The organism is Enterococcus termitis (assembly GCF_001730305.1).
Lineage (GTDB): Bacteria > Bacillota > Bacilli > Lactobacillales > Enterococcaceae > Enterococcus_L > Enterococcus_L termitis.
Genome location: NZ_MIJY01000017.1, coordinates 1 through 18,583, shown reverse-complemented (window position 1 = coordinate 18,583; position 18,583 = coordinate 1). Strand labels below are relative to the sequence as shown.

General features: G+C 36.6%; 14 protein-coding genes. All 14 read left to right on the top strand.

The window, feature by feature from the left end:
- Window positions 1-2,242 (top strand): VaFE repeat-containing surface-anchored protein (locus tag BCR25_RS10075; RefSeq protein ID WP_169819009.1); only part of this gene is annotated, 2,242 nt, incomplete at its 5' end.
- A gap of 432 nt (window positions 2,243-2,674) precedes the next feature.
- Window positions 2,675-5,320 (top strand): DNA polymerase I, encoded by a 2,646-nt coding sequence (gene polA, locus BCR25_RS10070; RefSeq protein ID WP_069663491.1) that lies wholly within the window; start codon window positions 2,675-2,677, stop codon window positions 5,318-5,320.
- Between the two features lie 157 nt (window positions 5,321-5,477).
- Entirely contained in the window at window positions 5,478-6,314 is an 837-nt protein-coding gene (gene mutM, locus BCR25_RS10065) for a DNA-formamidopyrimidine glycosylase (RefSeq protein WP_069663490.1), read from the top strand.
- Between the two features lie 3 nt (window positions 6,315-6,317).
- Window positions 6,318-6,911, top strand: a complete 594-nt coding sequence (gene coaE / locus BCR25_RS10060) for a dephospho-CoA kinase (RefSeq protein ID WP_069663489.1) — start codon at window positions 6,318-6,320, stop codon at window positions 6,909-6,911.
- A 263-nt stretch (window positions 6,912-7,174) separates the two neighbouring features.
- Window positions 7,175-8,404 (top strand): nucleotide sugar dehydrogenase, encoded by a 1,230-nt coding sequence (locus tag BCR25_RS10055; protein ID WP_069663488.1) that lies wholly within the window; start codon window positions 7,175-7,177, stop codon window positions 8,402-8,404.
- Between the two features lie 67 nt (window positions 8,405-8,471).
- Window positions 8,472-9,032 carry a pectate lyase-like adhesive domain-containing protein gene (locus BCR25_RS10050; protein ID WP_069663487.1) on the top strand — a complete coding sequence of 187 codons (561 nt, stop codon included), beginning with the start codon at window positions 8,472-8,474 and terminating at the stop codon, window positions 9,030-9,032.
- Window positions 9,033-9,067: 35 nt separating this feature from the next.
- Window positions 9,068-10,696 (top strand): glycosyltransferase, encoded by a 1,629-nt coding sequence (locus BCR25_RS10045; protein WP_069663486.1) that lies wholly within the window; start codon window positions 9,068-9,070, stop codon window positions 10,694-10,696.
- Between the two features lie 230 nt (window positions 10,697-10,926).
- Window positions 10,927-11,412, top strand: a complete 486-nt coding sequence (gene nrdR / locus BCR25_RS10040; RefSeq protein WP_069663485.1) for a transcriptional regulator NrdR — start codon at window positions 10,927-10,929, stop codon at window positions 11,410-11,412.
- A gap of 12 nt (window positions 11,413-11,424) precedes the next feature.
- Window positions 11,425-12,831 carry a replication initiation and membrane attachment family protein gene (locus BCR25_RS10035; RefSeq protein ID WP_069663484.1) on the top strand — a complete coding sequence of 469 codons (1,407 nt, stop codon included), beginning with the start codon at window positions 11,425-11,427 and terminating at the stop codon, window positions 12,829-12,831.
- Window positions 12,831-13,760 (top strand): primosomal protein DnaI, encoded by a 930-nt coding sequence (dnaI, locus tag BCR25_RS10030; RefSeq protein ID WP_069663493.1) that lies wholly within the window; start codon window positions 12,831-12,833, stop codon window positions 13,758-13,760. Before BCR25_RS10035 ends, dnaI begins: the two co-directional genes overlap by 1 nt.
- Window positions 13,761-14,137: 377 nt before the next feature.
- Window positions 14,138-14,980, top strand: a complete 843-nt coding sequence (locus BCR25_RS10025; protein WP_069663483.1) for a PRD domain-containing protein — start codon at window positions 14,138-14,140, stop codon at window positions 14,978-14,980.
- A gap of 113 nt (window positions 14,981-15,093) precedes the next feature.
- A complete protein-coding gene (locus BCR25_RS10020; protein ID WP_069663482.1) occupies window positions 15,094-16,656 on the top strand; it encodes a PTS transporter subunit EIIC in 1,563 nt (520 codons plus the stop codon).
- Entirely contained in the window at window positions 16,649-17,848 is a 1,200-nt protein-coding gene (locus BCR25_RS10015) for a MalY/PatB family protein (protein ID WP_069663481.1), read from the top strand. Before BCR25_RS10020 ends, BCR25_RS10015 begins: the two co-directional genes overlap by 8 nt.
- Window positions 17,838-18,434 (top strand): KpsF/GutQ family sugar-phosphate isomerase, encoded by a 597-nt coding sequence (locus tag BCR25_RS10010; RefSeq protein WP_379975128.1) that lies wholly within the window; start codon window positions 17,838-17,840, stop codon window positions 18,432-18,434. Before BCR25_RS10015 ends, BCR25_RS10010 begins: the two co-directional genes overlap by 11 nt.
- The last annotated feature ends 149 nt before the right edge of the window (window positions 18,435-18,583 follow it).

Genomic DNA, 18,583 nt, shown 5'->3' with positions numbered 1-18,583 from the left:
TCATTCCAACTGTCAAATCATTAGTTGTAACCTACTAACCTTCAGTAAGTCCTCACTTTTCGTGTTATACACTTATAGTGAAACGTGTCGCACCATCAATGTCGTTAAAACTGGGGCTGCTGCAGCACAAAAACTAGATGAGGAAGGCAATCCGCTTGCGGGGGCTGTTTTTAAATTTGATTATAATGGCATTGTGGAAGAGCGTACCACTGGTGCGGATGGTCTGGTTAAGCTTGATAATATTCTAATGGGAACAACGATAACCATTACTGAAATTCGTGCGCCAGAAGGACGTGTGATTGAGAATACTCCTCAAACGGTTACGATCGAACCTGGACAGACGATTACTCGTTCATTCACTAATCGGTGGGCACAACAACCAATCAAGCTAGTTAAACGCGAAAAAGATGCCAACAGACCTCTGAAAGATGTTCCTTTTGCGTTATATAAATTAACTGGTGTAACGAAAACATTGATTGGAGAATATAAAACAGATAGCAATGGTGAAATAAACATTGAACAGCTCAAATATAACAGAGATGGTTATCGCTTTATTGAAATAGAACCGTTGCATGGCTTTTTGCCTAATACTACAGAGTATGATTTTAAAGTGACTTCAGAAAAGGATGGTCAATTATTAGAAATCATCGTAGATAATGAGCCTAATCCGCCATTACTCAACACGACTGCTACTGGTAAAAATGGCGAAAAATTTGTTGATCCAACGAAGGAAGTTGAATTGGAAGACACCATTCATTATAAATGGCTTTTTGCAGGCCGGATCTACCAGTATACGGCTAAAATCGTGGATCAAGAAACAGGTGAAGTGCTAGAAATAGTGGAAGGTTCATTTATTCCCCCAGCGTATGAAGGATTCCAAGTAATCAAAGCAAATGTAGACGGAATAAAATATCGAGGAAAAAAACTTGTCTTTTACGAATATATCTATGATACCGTTAGCAAAAAAGAAGTAGCAAAACATGAAGATATAACCGATGAAGGGCAAACGATCAAAATCAATGATCCTCAAATAACGACTAAAGCGCAAGACGAAGAAGGAAGACAACACTTTAATCCTTTAGCCAAAGTTCCTGTTCAAGAAACGGCTACATTAACCGATCTTGTTGTAGGACATAAATATACAACAACGGTCCAGGCTTATAAATTAAGTGATAGCACACCTTATGAAAACGCAATGGCAACAAAAACATTTATTGCAACAGATCCGACAATGGAGTTGCCCTTTGAATTTATTTTAGATGGAAAAGAACTCCAAGGAGATGGCATCGTCTTTACAGAGAAACTGTTTTATGAAAGTGAAGAGCTGGCAAGTCATGAAGATCTGACGAATAAAGACCAAACCGTTCTTTTTTCAGATCCTCAAATTACAACAAAAGCACATGGAAAACAGAAGCAACAGAAATTTGATCCACTATTGAAAGTACCAATCAAAGAGACAGCAGTTTTTACCGATTTAATTATTGGTGATGAGTATAAAGTTGTTGTTCAAGGATATCGCTTATCGACCGGTGAGCCTTATGAAAAAGTAAAAGCGGAAGCAACGTTCAAAGCAACAGATACTAAAATGGACTATTCTTTTGATTTTGTTTTAAATGGGAAAGAACTGGCAGGCGATGGGATCGTCTTTACAGAAAAATTACTCTTTAAAGATGAAGTGATCGCCGAACATAATGATTTAACGAATAAAGAGCAAACGATTCAGTTCGCCGATCCCAAAATCACGACACTGGCTCAAGGTGAAAATGGAGAGAAAATTTTAGTACCAGCAGAGAAAACAACCATTAAAGAATCTGCAAAAATTACAGGATTGATGATCGGACACACATATACAGTGAACGTCAATGGTCATCGCCTATCCAATGGAATGATCATCGATGAGCTAAAAAAACAACATACGTTCATTGCGAAAAAATCAGAGATGACTCTTTCTTTCGAGTATCAAATGGATACTCAGGCATTTGTCAATGACGGTATTGTCTTTACAGAAACGTTAGTCACTGAAAATGAAACGATTGCCGAACATGTTGACTTAACAAATGAGCAACAAACCATTCGTTTCAAAGCACCTGTAAGTTCAAGTATTTTACCCTCTAGTCCAAAATCGTCATTACCAAGTACTGGGGAAACTGCGACTGAAAATCTTTGGTTATTCCTTATTTTCTTGATGATTTTTTCGGTTATCATTCGATTAGAATATAAGAAAAAGCGTTTAGATGAGTAAAAGAATAAAAAGTTAAAGTCAAGAGACTGATTTTAGCTTCCATAAGTTGAGTTACGAGAGAAGCATGATCTAAATCATTCTGAGCTTGCTGTTAGAATGAAAAGAACATGCTTCTTTTTTTACTATAGAATAGCTAGGGTTTCTAAATCATGATGAAGATAGTTAGCCTAAAAAAAATTACATTTTAGAAACTGTTCGTTCACAAATTTTTCATAAATTACTTGTACTATTTAGACATGGAAACAAAGTAACCATAATTAATCATTTGTTTCATTTGTGTAAATCCTAGTGTTCCGCTCTGAAAGTGTGCAGAGCGGTTTTTTTGTGCAGAAAAATTGCCAGTCAACTTTAGTTTCTTCCTACTGCAAAGTTTTGGGATTTTTGTTAGAATAGAGGAGAAGACCAGTTTGCTGAAGATGAGGAGAAAAAAGAATGACAAAAAACAAGTTATTATTAGTAGATGGAAATAGTGTAGCGTTCCGAGCATTTTTTGCGTTACATAATTCTTTGGAGCGTTTCAAAAATAAAAATGGGTTGCACACAAATGCGATCTATGCGTTTAATAATATGTTTGAAAACGTGATGGCCAAAGAAAATCCAACCCATGTCTTAGTGGCATTTGATGCTGGGAAAACAACATTTAGAACAGAGTTTTATCCAGAGTATAAGGCTGGTCGTTCTAAAACTCCAGGGGAATTTAAAGAGCAGATGCCCTATATCCGTGAATTATTAACTGGTTTAGGCGTAAAGTATTATGAGCTTGATAATTATGAAGCTGATGATATCATTGGCACACTGGCAACGAAGGTTTCTAAAGAAGAGTTTGATGTAGTTGTCTTGTCAGGAGATCGTGATTTGACTCAATTAGCGTCAGATTCTGTGAAAGTAGATATCACGATCAAAGGTGTGAGCGATATCGAGTCTTATACCCCAGAACACGTGGCTGAAAAATATGACGGCTTAACACCAAATCAGATCATTGATATGAAAGGTTTAGCCGGAGATACATCAGATAACATTCCTGGTGTGACGAAAATCGGTGAAAAAACAGCAATCAAACTTCTAAAAGAATATGGCTCTGTTGAAGGTGTGTATGAGAATATAGATAGCTTGAAAAAGAGTAAAATGAAAGAAAATCTGATTAATGATAAAGAAAAAGCGTTTCTGTCCAAACGTCTTGCAACAATCAATGTTGATTCTCCTGTTGATGTAAATATCGATGAGTTGAAATATGAAGGAAAAGATCTAGAAAAATTGGTTCCTTTTTATAAAGAAATGGACTTTAAACAATTTCTAAGTAAACTAGATATCGAAGAAGAAGTAGTTGACTTGGAAGATGTACATTTTGATGTAGTAGATACTTTTACAGAGGATATGTTTACTGAAGACATGGCTTTATATGTGGAGATGATGGAAGATAATTATCATACATCACCGATCGTTGGCGTAGCTTGGGGAACCAAGAAGAAGATTTATGCAACGAATAGCTTAGAATTATTTGAAAGTCAACCTTTCATCGACTGGCTGACCTCGGATAAATATAAAAAAATCGTTTATGATGCAAAACGTACGTATGTTTCTCTCAATCGTTATGTGGGAAAAACACAAGGCATCAAATTTGATGTTTTACTTGCAGCATATCTATTGGACACGAATGACAACAGTACAGATATTGAAGGCGTAGCACAGTATTATGGCTACAGTGACATCCAATCTGATGAGGCGATCTATGGTAAAGGTGCTAAAAAAGGACTGCCGGAAGATGATGAGCTGTTCTTTAGCCATCTCGCACGAAAAATAAATGCTATTCACTTCTTAACAGAAAAACTAGATCATGAATTATCTGAAAAGAATCAAGCAGATCTATTTTATAAGATGGAATTGCCGCTTTCTAGGATTTTAGCGGATATGGAAATCACAGGAATCAGAGTAGATGCGAATCGATTGAAAGAAATGCGAATCGAATTTTCGGATCGGCTACGTGAAATCGAGCAAAAAATATACACTGAAGCTGGTGAAGAATTCAATTTGAATTCACCAAAACAATTAGGTGTGATTTTATTTGAAAAAATGGGATTGCCAGTTATTAAAAAGACAAAGACAGGTTATTCTACAGCAGTAGATGTGTTGGAGCAGCTGAAAGAACAGGCACCGATCGTCGAAGATATTTTAGTTTATCGCCAAATTGCGAAAATCCAATCGACCTATGTCGAAGGGTTACTAAAAGTGATTCAGCCGGATGATAAAATTCATACGCGTTATGTTCAGACGTTGACACAAACGGGACGTCTAAGCTCGGTTGATCCTAATCTGCAAAACATTCCAATTCGTTTGGAAGAAGGCAGAAAGATCCGTCAAGCATTTGTTCCTAGAGAAAAAGACTGGTTGATTTTTTCATCAGATTATTCTCAAATTGAATTACGTGTTTTAGCCCATATTTCTGATGATCAGCATTTAAAAGAAGCGTTTATTGAAGGACAGGATATTCACTCAAGTACAGCAATGCGAGTATTTGGTATTGAAAAAGCTGAGGACGTGACTCCGAATATGCGCCGTCAAGCAAAAGCTGTCAACTTCGGTATCGTTTATGGCATCAGCGATTATGGATTGTCGCAAAATCTAGGGATTACTAGAAAACAAGCACAAGAATATATCGATACGTATTTCGATAAATACCCAGGTGTGAAGAAATATATGGAAGATATTGTCCGTGATGCTAAAGATAAAGGCTTTGTTGAAACGTTATATCATCGTCGCCGCTATTTACCAGATATCAATTCACGTAATTTCAACTTACGTTCGTTCGCTGAACGAACAGCGATCAACACACCGATTCAGGGAAGTGCTGCAGATATCTTAAAAATTGCGATGATCGAGATGGATCAGCGTTTGAAAGCAGAAAACATGCAGGCGACTATGCTGCTTCAAGTGCATGATGAACTAGTTTTTGAAGCACCAGAAACAGAGCTTGAACGATTAAATGAGTTAGTCAAAGATGTTATGGAAAATGCCGTTGCGCTTCACGTTCCGCTAATCACAGATAGCAGTTGGGGCAACACATGGTATGAAGCAAAATAGAAAAAAGAATATATAATTTGGAAGAGGCTGGGTAAACAGCTGGATCAGAATGGTTTTAACTAAAGGAAAAGAGTGTAAAGCTTTTGATTTTTTAGGAAGAATCTTCTATCTCAGCGACACTATCGTCAGCCTTTTTCCGCTAAGGAGAGTTGAAAAAATGCCTGAATTACCAGAAGTAGAAACTGTTAGAAAAGGGTTGGAGACATTAGTTGTGGGCAAAACAATCAAAGATGTGACTATCTTATGGGCTAGGATCATCGAAGCACCAGATGCAGAATTGTTTGCTTTAAAACTTGTCGGTCAACGACTTGAAAAAATGGAGCGGCGCGGAAAATACTTGATCTTTAAATTTACCGATTACGACATGATCTCGCATTTACGAATGGAAGGAAAATATGAAACGCATTCAACAGATGACAAGCGCGACAAACATACACATGTGATATTCAAATTCACCGATGGGACAGAATTGCGTTACTTAGATGTCCGTAAATTTGGTCGAATGGTACTTGTAGAGAAGGATCAAGGCAAAAATTATAAAGGAATCTTGACTTTAGGACCAGAACCGGTTGCTACAGAGTTTAAGTTAGGTGCCTTTCGAGATGGACTCAAAAAGCATCATAAAGCAATCAAACCGTTGCTGCTAGATCAACGACTTGTCACTGGCTTAGGGAATATCTATGTAGATGAAGCACTATGGGAAGCAAAAATCCATCCTGAGCAACCAGCAGATTCCTTAAAATCAAAAGAGACAGAACGTCTTTATCATGCCATTATCGATGTTTTGGGACGTGCAGTAGAAGCGGGAGGCACAACGATTAGAAGCTATCTAAATGCTTTAGGTGAAGCGGGAACTTTTCAAATATCATTGAATGTTTATGGACAAACAAATCAACCTTGTCCAAGATGCGGCACACCGATAAAAAAAATAAAGGTTGCTCAAAGAGGAACGCATTTTTGTCCAAAATGTCAAAAGCTGAAAGGAATGAGCTGAACGATGGGAATGGTATTAGGCTTAACAGGTGGTATTGCGACAGGAAAAAGCACAGTCGTCGATCTATTTAAAAAGCACGGATTCCCAATAGTGGATGCGGATGTGATTGCACGTGAAGTCGTTGAAATCGGTACACCTGGACTAGCTGAAATCGTTTCAGAATTTGGTTCAGAAATGCTGCTTTCTGATGGTTCTTTAAATAGGAAGAAGTTGGGTGCACTTATTTTTTCAGATGACGAGAAAAGAGTCAAGTTAAATCAGTTATTATCGCCATTCTTAAGAGCTGCTATTCTTTCTGAAATTGACGAGAAGCAACAGCAGGCAAAATTAGTTATCGTAGATATCCCGTTACTTTACGAAGGGGGTTATGAAACGTTTGTCGATCAAGTTGCTGTTGTTTATATTCCGGAAGAACTTCAGCTGGATAGATTGATGAAACGTGACAATCTGACTCGTACAGAAGCCAAACAGCGAGTTGACAGTCAACTACCGATCGAGCAAAAGAGACAACGGGCGAATATTGTTTTTGATAATCAAAAAACGGTAGAAGAGACAAAAAAGAGTGTAGATAAGTGGATTTCTGAAAATATTTTTTAGGTATATAAAGAAAATAATTTTGTGTTTTTTTATATAGTTTTAAATAAAATAATACTCACTATCAAGTATCAGATGCGGAAGAGACTTTTCGCATCTTTTTTTGTACGTATATAGACATTTTATTCACTTTTGATAAAAGAAAATGATAATTATGTTGTTTGATTAAAATAACTATATGGTTGAAAAATATATAGACAAGTAGATATAATTATGTTATCTTACGTGAATGAAAAAAATATAAATACGATGGAGAATAGGATAAAATGAAAAAAGAAGTAGTTGTCATTGGTTTAGGTTATGTCGGATTGCCAAGTGTGGTGAATCATGTAAAAAATGGGCATCAAGTGACAGGTTTTGATATTGATCAAAGAAAAATTGATTTACTAAATCAAGGAGTAAGTGACATAGATACTGTTTCTGATAAAACAATTATGACTCTAAAGGAAAAAGGAGTCATTTTTACAGCTGACGAAAAAATGATCAAGAATAAAGATGTCTATATCATCGATGTACCAACACCGATCGATTCTAACAAAATACCTGACTTGAGTTATGTTGAAGCAGCAGTAAAACTGATAATAGATAAAGTGAAAATCGGCTCACTCATTGTACTAGAAAGTACAACCTATCCTGGGACAACTGAAGAATATCTTGTAGAGAAATTTTCTTCTTTGGGCTACAAAATCGGTACAGATTTATTCATTGCCTATTCGCCAGAGCGTATTGATCCTGGTAATACTCAGTCTTTAAAAGCTAAAATACCAAGAATCGTAGCAGGATTTTCAGAAGGCTGTCTTATTCAGGCACAAGCATTTTTTGGTAGTCATGTGACAGCTGTGACTGATTTAAAAACAGCAGAATTAGCAAAAATATATGAAAATACTTTTCGATTAGTCAATATCGCTTTAGCAGATGAATTGCAAAAAATTTCTGATGATCTAAGAATTGATGTAGGTGAAGTGTTGGCAGCCGCAGCGACAAAACCGTTTGGTTTTATGAAGTTTACACCAAATTTAGGAATAGGTGGTCACTGTATCCCTGTTGATCCGTATTATCTAACTTGGCTGATGGAAACGAGAGGAATAAAAACCCCATTAATCGATACTGCAGGAAAAATCAATGATTCAATGCTGGATTACTATCTACAGCAAATCAACGACTATGTAACGGGAAACAAGCAGACGATGACGTCCATGACAATCGCAGTTTTAGGTGTAACCTACAAGAAAAATGTTGCTGACATTAGAATGTCCTCAGTGATGACGTTGATTGAAAAACTAAAAACTATGGGTGCCCATGTCGTTGCTTTTGACGATGTATTACACAATTATCATCATAAATCTCAGGAGGAAATCCGCAGTTTAGCTGGAAAGTATCAGCAGTTGAAAACATTTGATCTTGTTATTTATGCAGTTGATCATGATTCATACGAGAACAAGAAACCGATGATCATTGAAAACAGCCAGCTATTTTATGATCTAACGACGGCGTAGAGTATAATTCGCATGCTCTCCCTTGCAATAGAGGGGTCGAAAGGTTCAAGTTGGAGAGGAACATATTATGAATGAAATTTCTCGAAAAAAGAAGCGTAAAAAAAGGCAATCCTTAGAAGCAAAAATATCAAAAAAGCTCTTGAAATCAGTTTTTATACCGTTGATTATTCTAATATCAATGTCTGCATTTTTTTTAAGTGGACGCTTCACAAATAAAAATCCAAAGAGTCAAGTGAACAAAAATGATAAGGTTCAGTTGATCGTAAAAGAAAAGAAATACGTTGATGTCTATACTTGGCTGGAATTAATGGAAGCCTTAGCCAATAAACAAGTAACAGAGATTTATTTAAAAAAAGATATTGAGTTTCCACAATCCCAAGCAAAACTAGAAGTAAAAGGCTTGACAAAAGTAAACAAAAAAGAGCTTTTTCGTTTTGATGATACATTAAAGAGTGGAAAAAAACAGCCAGTTCTTTATATCACACTTCTCAAAAAAAATATAAAACGGGAACTACTTATTCGTGGAGAAGGAAAATCCATAAATCTTGGCAGAGTCGAGTTGAATCTGCCTCGAGAATTAACCCTTGATTTTAGAGAGTTAAAGGTATTGAGAAGTTATCAGTACTGATATAGTTTTCCTGTATAGTCAGAAAGGAGGTTCCAATGAAAAGAAGGTTTTATTTTTTACTAGAATCACTTGGAACCGTAATGTTATTTTTATTTCCTGCTGCCTCAATCAGTTTTATTATTTTTTATGAGCTTACGCATTTTTTTGACCCTTCTTTTGAACGCTTTATTTTATCTGGAAAGCTACCGCTTTTTGCCTTTTTGATTGTCTTAGCTCTAAGTCTACTGATTCACTTTAAATTCAAGCAATCACACAAAAAACGACTCCATGAAATAGGGATCAAAGCAAAACGTAGAAAATACAAATTGGGGTATTGGGCAAAAAAACGAGTAGAACATGAAAAACTACCGTTGTTCAATAAAAGTGGTGCTATGCTGTTCGTTACAATCAGTGCAGTCATACTATTGGCGGTTGTTTGGTTTGGATATAGAATGAGAAGTGGTCAACGTCATTCTTTAAGCGGAATTGCCCCTTTTTTTACTATGAGTGGTGGAATGGCGATCGCTACTCTTGTATTAAGCACTCTTTATACACCATATGAGAGCAAGGAGACAAGGGAGCGACGGGTTCATATTTTGATGCCAATTTACAATGAGCCAGTAGAAAACATTGAAAAGGCATTCCAGTCCATTTTAGCGCAGACTGTCAAACCACATACATTTGTAGCAGTTAATGATGGCAGTCAGTTGGTTGATTATGCAACACTTGCCGAAAAATATACGACCATTTTTAAAGAGCAAGACATTCAATTTAAATTTTTGACTCAAAAAAACAGTGGAAAAAGAGCAGCACAGCTATTAGCTTATGACTCATTGACGATTGCTGATTTTCATAATGAGATCATTTTAACGATTGATAGTGATACTATATTTGAGGAGCATGCGATTGAGCAGGGAATCATTCCATTTGAAGATGAGCAAGTTTTTTCAGTTGCTGGTGTGATTGTTACAAGGAATATTACTGATAATATTTTAACGATCATTACAGATCTTTTAGTGATCGGACATATGGTTTTGATCGAACGATCCATGAATTCTATGTTTGGCAGTGTAGCAGTCAACAGTGGACCAATTGCCTTTTATAGAGCAGAAGTATTGACCTTAGCAAAAAAACTAGGCTATCAAAATGAACAATTTGGACAAGCTAGAGTGGAATTTTCAGATGATAGTTTTTTGACCATGTCAGCACTGCTATTAGGTCGTGCTGTTGCTCAGTCAACAGCAGTTTCGTATACAGAATTACCTAATAAAGTTAGTCATCATGTACGTCAGCATCTTCGTTGGAGTCGAGGAAGCTTTATTAGAGGTTTTTGGCGGCTGTCTTTTTTCCCGGTAAATAGTTTCGTCTTTTTCCGACAAGCACTTGGCTGGGCAACATTTGCTTCAATGATTGTAATAAAATTGCAGCTATTTTATTGGCTGATTTTTGTGTTAGATGATAGCCCAATATTATTGTTGGCACCATTGGCTTTTAGCGCCGTATACTCCCTTTCCTATATTTCGATTCCTAGAAATGATCTAGCAGCAAGAGATAAATGGATCGTGTTCTTTGCGTTTCCTTTCACTGTATTATGGGCAATTTTCATTTTATCACCCGTCCGATTATGGGGCTATCTCACACATAAAAATACTGGTTGGGGAACAAGAGACAAAATAGAATTATAAGGCATGTCTGTTTTTTTATGCAGACTGAAAAAGTAAAGAAGACTTTTTCAGTCTGTTATTTTATCTGTCGCAAGAAAAGTGTTATTAAATGTCGTTTACAAGAAGGAAAAAAATTAGTTAAGAAGAATAGTTAATGTCTGGTTTCTCAGCCATTTCATGTTATAATACGAGTAGTAAACTGAAATTAGACTAAGAAAATAGATAGTAAAATATAAAATGAGGTGAACACTATGCGTTGTCCAAGATGTCATCATAATAACTCTCGTGTCATTGACAGCCGTCAGGCAGATGACGGTCGTGCGATTCGTCGTCGTCGAGAGTGTGAGAATTGTAATTATCGTTTTACCACTTTTGAACGAATTGAAGCAGCACCGTTATTAGTGATCAAAAAGAATGGCGATCGAGAAGAGTTTAATCGAGAAAAAATTTTACGAGGATTGATTCGTTCAGCAGAAAAACGCCCTGTTGCGATGGAGCAGATGGAACAAATTGTTGATAACGTCGAAAATCGAGTGCGTAGCTTGGGTGAAAATGAAGTATCAACAACATTGATCGGCGAATATGTGATGGAAGATTTAGTGAATTTGGATGAGATTGCCTATATTCGATTTGCCAGTGTCTATCGTCAATTCAAAGATATGAGTGTGTTCCTAAAAGAACTACAAGGAATCGTAGATAAAGCTAAGTCATCTAGTAATGATGCAACCAATAAATAAGGAGGTCTTTCCTTGAAGAACAATTGGAAAGAAGTCCAACCGAAAAGTATATTTCAAGTAGCCGTTAGTTTTCCCTTGTCTGATCAGGAGCAGGATATTTTAGCTCTATTGTATCAGCCGATTATAGGTGCAAATGCCTTTAGTCTGTATATGACTTTGTTATCAGAAGTAGCGCATACCGGTGTCAGTGAGTCTTTATTTCATGCTGATTTGATTACAATGATGGATAAGAGTATCAAAGAAATTCAGCAGGCCAGACTGAAATTAGAAGGCATCGGACTTTTGGACACTTTTGTTAAAAGTGATGCGGAGTTAGGAACGATTTTCTTATACCGGCTCAATCATCCAGAAACCATTGAACGTTTTTTCAAAGATGAAGTACTGACATTGACTTTACTAAACAGTGTGGGACAAAGAAAACTAGATAAACTTTTCGAACGTTTGAAACCTAAATTTATCCAATTAACAGGCTATGAAGAAATATCAGCCAATTTTAAAGATGTGTATTTATTCAGAGAAGAGCAAATCGTAGCACAAAATGATCAGCTTCAACAAATAGAAGCGGCTTTTAATGATGCTAGACCGAGGAAAAAATTAAGTGCCGTAGACGAAAGCTTTGACTGGGCGTATTTTGTTCAAGGGATTGAGCGTCTTGGAATTAAATTGCCAAACGATCACGAAGGCTTCAAAGAAGAAGTGTACATTTTTCATAATTTATTTGGGATCACTGAAATTGACATGATTGATTTTTGCTCGAAGTCTTTTGATTATTATTCTGGAGAAATCGATGTCAAAGATTTTGAACGTGGGATTTATAGAACATACGACCCAGATAAGCAACAAAGAAAAAGCGAAGTTCTTCGGAGCGAACGTGCTAAGCTATCGGATGCAGATCAACAAACCTATCGTTATAATTCATTGAAGATGAATGGCTTTTCTGAAATGGATATTCAAATGATCATGGATAGTGAAAAAAATTATCCTCTGAATTATTTGGAAGCTTTAAAAAGCGGAAAAGGTGGCTATACGACACCTCAAGAACGATCTCTAGTGAAATATCTCGTCTCAAAATCTGGATTACCGAACAGTGTGATCAATATTTTGATTAATTACGTATACAATATTCAAAAACAGCCGACGTTAAAAGCAGAGTATGTTAATCGTATTGCCAACGAATGGGCTCAAAGTGGAATCACCTCTCCAGAGAAGGCGATAGAGCATGTTCGCGAAATTGCTCAAAAGAGTAAAAATCAGACGCAAAATAAATCACGGTATTCACAAAATGGACGGCCGATACGTCAAGAGACACTACCTGATTGGGTTGAAAATCCAGTGGAGGAGCAAAAGCTATCCAAAGAAGAACAAGCGAAGCTAGATAAAGAAATTCAAGATTTCCTAAGCAAAGGAGGGGATAGATGATGGAGGATGTGGGAAAAGAAATGTCAAAAATCATTCAGAAGAGGGACATGAACGAACGTTACAATGAATTAGTCGAAGTTGTATTAAAAGACTCTGATGTACAAGAATTTATTAAAGAGAATCGCGAACGCTTAACAGACGAAGATATACGAAAAAGTTACTCTAAGTTGTATGAATTTGTTCAAGAAAAGCGAAAATATCAATTGAATGACCCAACAATGATTGCTCCTGGATATGAACCGAGGCTGACCTTGAACTTCCATTATATCGATGTCACCTATATTCCAACAGAAGCTTTGATTGCCAAGCAAAAAGAAGAGGAAATTCGTAAAAGAGTGCGGGCTATGGATATGCCGAAAGATGTTCGTGAAGCGAGTTTGAGTAGATTTGACACAGCTTCCCAAGGACGTGCTGCGGCAATGGCTGAAACGATGAAATTTTTGAATGAATATACCTCAAATCCAAAAGAGTTTCATAAAGGACTATATTTGCAAGGAACGTTTGGTGTAGGAAAATCATTTTTATTAGGTGCTATTGCTAATAGCTTAGCTGAACGTGGATTTGTCACAACAATCGTACACTTCCCAACATTTACTGTTGAAATGAAACAAGCGATAGCAAAGGATTTAGTTGGTGAAAAGCTTGACGCTGTTAAGAAATCACCAGTGCTAATGATCGATGATCTTGGAGCTGAATCAATGACCTCGTGGATTCGCGATGATGTGCTGAGTGTAATTTTGCAATATCGAATGCAGGAGCAGCTTGTAACATTTTTTTCATCAAATCTAGATTTAAAAGATTTGGAAAAACATCTTACGGTCACTCAACGCGGGGAACAAGAGCCTTTGAAAGCGCGTAGAATCATGGAACGAGTTCGGTATTTAGCGAAAGAAATTACTATGTCCGGTAATGATCGGAGAAATGGTTAATAAATATTTTAGGAAAAAAATTGAGTTTTATGGTGGAGGATCAAACAGAAGTATTTATTCCTGAAGACCTGATCTTTCAATTCTTCGTAGGGATTGATGAGAGCCAAGTTCAGTAGTAGTTACTTCTGTCTTTACCGTTTATTCACATTTTGGGAAACTGGATAGCAACTTATAAAGCGCGGCTTAGTTTTTTTGGATGTTCTTTATGTTTTTAAGTAATTGTATTTGTGATCTTTTATACAAACTTGAAATATTAGCGCTTTCATGGTATGATATAGAAAAGATAACTTGTAACTATTAAATTAGGCAAGGCAGAAATTGTTTGATTTTGAACGATTTTGCCTTGCCTATTTTTTGATAAATGAGGGGGGATGAAAATGCTTGTGATAAAAATTTTGAATAATAATGCTGCTTTTTGTGTAACTGATGATGGAGAAGAAGTGATCGTGTCAGGACCTGGAGTTGGATACAATCGTAAAATTGGCAGTCAATTAAAACTGAATAAAGAGAGTAAAATATATCGTGTAAAAAGTGACAAGGAGCAAATAAGTGATGCGTTATTAAATATTCCAACAGAATTACTAGAAATTTCCCAAGAGATAGTTGAATACGCTGAAAATATGTTTGATAAGAAAATTAGTGATATTTTAGTTGTTGTTTTAGCAGATCATATTATGTCAGCCTTACAACGGCAACAAAATCATTTGGTCGTACCAAACCTATTGTTGGAAGAAATTCAAGCATTGTACGAAAAGGAATTTTTGATTGGTGAATGGGCAATAGGTTTGATAAAAGAGCGATTGAATTTGGTGTTACCAAGAGATGAAATTGGTTATATTGCACTTCATATATTGAATTCCGGCGAAAATATTAATTCAGCTGAGGCTGTACAAACAAGTGAAGTAGTTGCAGAAATTATTGAAATCATTGAAAAAAATCATCATTATCGCCTTGAAAAGCCCTCTACTCAATATAATCGATTAGTGACACACCTTAAATTTTTAGTTCAACGATTAAACAAACAAGAGCAATTTATTGAAAAAACATCTAATAGTACGTATGAATTTTTCCTAAAAGAAAACCCAAGTTTAGAAGAAACGATTAATGAAATCTGTCACTTTTTAGTAACCAATTACAAGTATAAATTGACGACTGAAGAAAAGTTCTATTTATCGATCCATGTGAATAAAGTAATCGAAAAAGGCTCGAATCATTTTTGAGAAAGAAATAGAAGAATAGAAATAATTAGGAACATGTTGTATTAAAAAATTCGGATTGTAACTGTTAAATCAGGCGAAACCGTTAAAATAAAAAAATAACGGAGGCGATTACTATGGGAAAGAAAAAAGTATGGGGCTTTATTCAAAGTATGGGTCGCTCATTTATGTATCCGATTGCGTTGCTAAGTGTTTGCGGTATGTTGCTAGGTTTAGGTTCTGGTTTAAGTGAATTGACTCTTGTCAAAGAGACGGCTGCGTTGAATCTGATTGTTAGCTTACTTGTGGAAATTGGCGCGTTTGCTTTTGTAAATCTACCGGTATTGTTTGCGATGAGTATTCCAATGGGTATGTTAAAAGATAAGGAAGCTAAAAGCTATGGCGCGTTTGCTGGGCTGGTAGGTTTTATGGGAATGCATTTAGGTACAAATTTCTATTTGAGTACAAATAATTTGTTGGTTCCAGCAGAAGAGATGGCAACAAGTGGACAGGCGATGGTACTTGGTATTCAAAGCTATAACACTAGTGTTTTAGGCGGGATCATTGCTGGAACGATCATCTATCTACTTTATCCAAAAATAGTAGCGATTCGTATTCCTGAGTCATTAGGCTTTTATAGTGGACCGCGTCTAGTTCCGATCCTATCACTGATAGTAATGGTTGGCGTCGGTTTACTGATGCCCTTCATTTGGCCGCCGTTCTTCAATATGTTTATGACTTTGGGAAGATGGATTTCAAGTTCTGGGCCAGTTGGCTATTTCTTGTATGCTGTTGCTGAAAGAGTGACGATTCCTTTTGGACTTAATCATTTAGTCACATCAACCTTTAGATTTACGCCTATTGGAGGTTCCGCAATGATCGGAGGAGAGGAATATTTTGGCACATTGAATATGTTTATGGCTTATGTAAAGGAAAACCAAGTGATTCCATTGGCTTTGGCAGGAAAGATGGAGCAGGGAAAATTGATGATCCAATATGGCTTAGCTGGTGCAAGCTTAGCGATGTATCAATGTGCTAAGAAAGAAAATAGAAAGTCTATTCAAGGGTTGCTCATAGCTGGAGTGTTAACTGTTATCATTGGCGGTGTCAGCGAACCAATCGAATTCCTCTTTTTATTTGTAAGTCCAGCATTGTTTGGCTTCCATGCGGTGATGAATGGTTTAGCGAATATGGTTTTACCTTATCTAGGTGTTCGCATGGGCTTTACAGGTGATTTAATTCAATTTCTAAGTTTTGGCGTACTGAGAGGAACAAGAACCGGCTGGCCGATTGCTGTTTTAGTCATGATTGCTTATTTCTTCATTTATTATTTTGTATTTAAGTGGGCAATTCAAAAATTCAATATTATGACACCAGGCAGAGAAGAACCAGTAACAATTGAAGCACAAGAAACGATGCTATCAACTGAAGGTGAAACAAATACCGCTTATTCTCAAGGAAAAGAAATGATTGCAGCACTAGGCGGTAAAGAAAATATTGTATCACTAGACAACTGTGTGACTCGTCTAAGATTGATTGTTGCCAATATGGACCAAACAGATGAACAAGCAATCAAACGTGCTGGCGGGATAGCGGTAGTCAAATTAGATGAGCACACGATGCAGGTCATCATTGGAACGAAAGTGTATGATTTACGTAAGGAAATGGATGTTATCCTTGGTGGTGAACAGAATGATTAATTTTAACGAGCCGATTGATCGTATGGGAACATACTCTACGCAATGGGATTTTATGGCAGATCGTTTTGGGGCATCTAATATTCTACCTTTCAGCATTTCAGATATGGATTTAGCCATTCCTAATGAATTGGTGACTATCATGAAAAAACGGCTGGAGCATCCGATTTTAGGCTATAGCCGTTGGAACCATCCAGAATATCTAGAAGCGATCACACACTGGTACAGACAACGTTTTGAAGTGGAGATTGAACCAGAATGGCTATCCTATAGTCCAAGTGTCATGTATAGCTTAAGTAAATGTATTGAGCTATTAAGTCAGGAGCAAGATGAAATTCTACTATTCACACCCGCTTACAACGCATTTTTTGACTGTATAACGATGAATAGACGAAAAGTACTATGTTCGAATTTGATATTGGAAAATCAACAATATACGATCGACTGGTCTGATTTTGAAGAGAAATGCCGGCAAGCTAAGATCATTTTACTTTGTAATCCGCATAATCCTGTAGGAAGAGTTTGGCAAGAGTGGGAACTTATCAAAATAATAGAAATCGGGAAAAAAAATAACTGCTATATCATATCCGATGACATTCATATGGATATTATCCTGGAAGGAACATTTTATCCTCTCCTAAAAGCAAAAAATTATCAGCACAATATCATACTTTTAAGCTCGATTTCTAAGAGTTTTAACGTGCCTGCATTAACAGGTTCCTATGTGATTATACCAAATGAGCAGCTGCGCAAAAGTTTTCAAGTAATCACGCGATACCGCGATTTTGTCAATTCACCTGCAGTATTAAATGTACTTGCGACGATAAAAGCCTATCAAATTGGCAATGAATGGCTATCAGAACTATTAGATCATATCAAACGGAATTTAGAGATTGTTACTCATTTTCTTAAAGCAAACATTCCAGAAATCAAACTAATTAAACCGGAAGGCTGCTATTTTGCCTGGCTTGATTGTTCAGAGTTAAAAATAAGCAGTGAGAAGCTTCAAACTTTGTTAATCACTATTGGTAAAGTAGGAATCATGTCTGGTAGAACATATGGTCAAACTGGAGAAAATTTTCTACGATTAAACATAGCCTGTTCAGATATCAAGTTGATTGATGGCTTAAACCGATTAAAAATTACAGTAGAATATATAAAAGCGCAAAAAAAGCGAGGGGAGAATCATGGATAAGATCACGTGCTCAATTAATCGAATTATGAAGGCTGAAGAACGTTCTATTGCTAAGGTAAGGCAGACAATCAGTGATTCTTCTGTTTCTGCGATTGAGTTATTACTTAAAAGCAAAGGCAAAGTAGTTTTTACTGGAGTGGGCAAATCTGGTCATATCGGAAGAAAATTAGCTGCAACGTTTTCGAGTACAGGAACGCCTGCATTTTTTGTTCACGCTACTGAAGGCGTTCATGGAGATCTAGGAATGATTTCAAAAGAAGATACAATGATCTTTTTATCAAATAGCGGGGAAACAAATGAGGTCTGTGCGCTTTTGCCGTCAATTGAGGTCATTGGCTGTGCGACAATTGCAATTACAGGGAGTGAAAATTCTACCTTAGCAAGATTTGCAGATGTTGCAATTGAATTGTACGTAGAATTAGAAGCGGACTCACTGAATTTAGCGCCTTCTAATAGTTCAACGGTTGTGCTTTCCTATGGGGATGCATTAGCACTTACACTTGCTGAGTTAAAAGGTTTTGGGGAGGAACAATTTCATTTGTTTCATCCTGGTGGTAAGTTAGGCGAAAAATTATCACAGTTATAATAGTTGTAAAGGAAATTATGGGTATTTAAGTTACGCAGAGGCTGGGACAGAATGAGGTGCGCCCTAAAAGTTGTACGTAGATTACCCAGCTAATTGGCTGGTATGAATTCGGTATTGAACCGGACTCATACCAGTCAATTTTTCTTTTA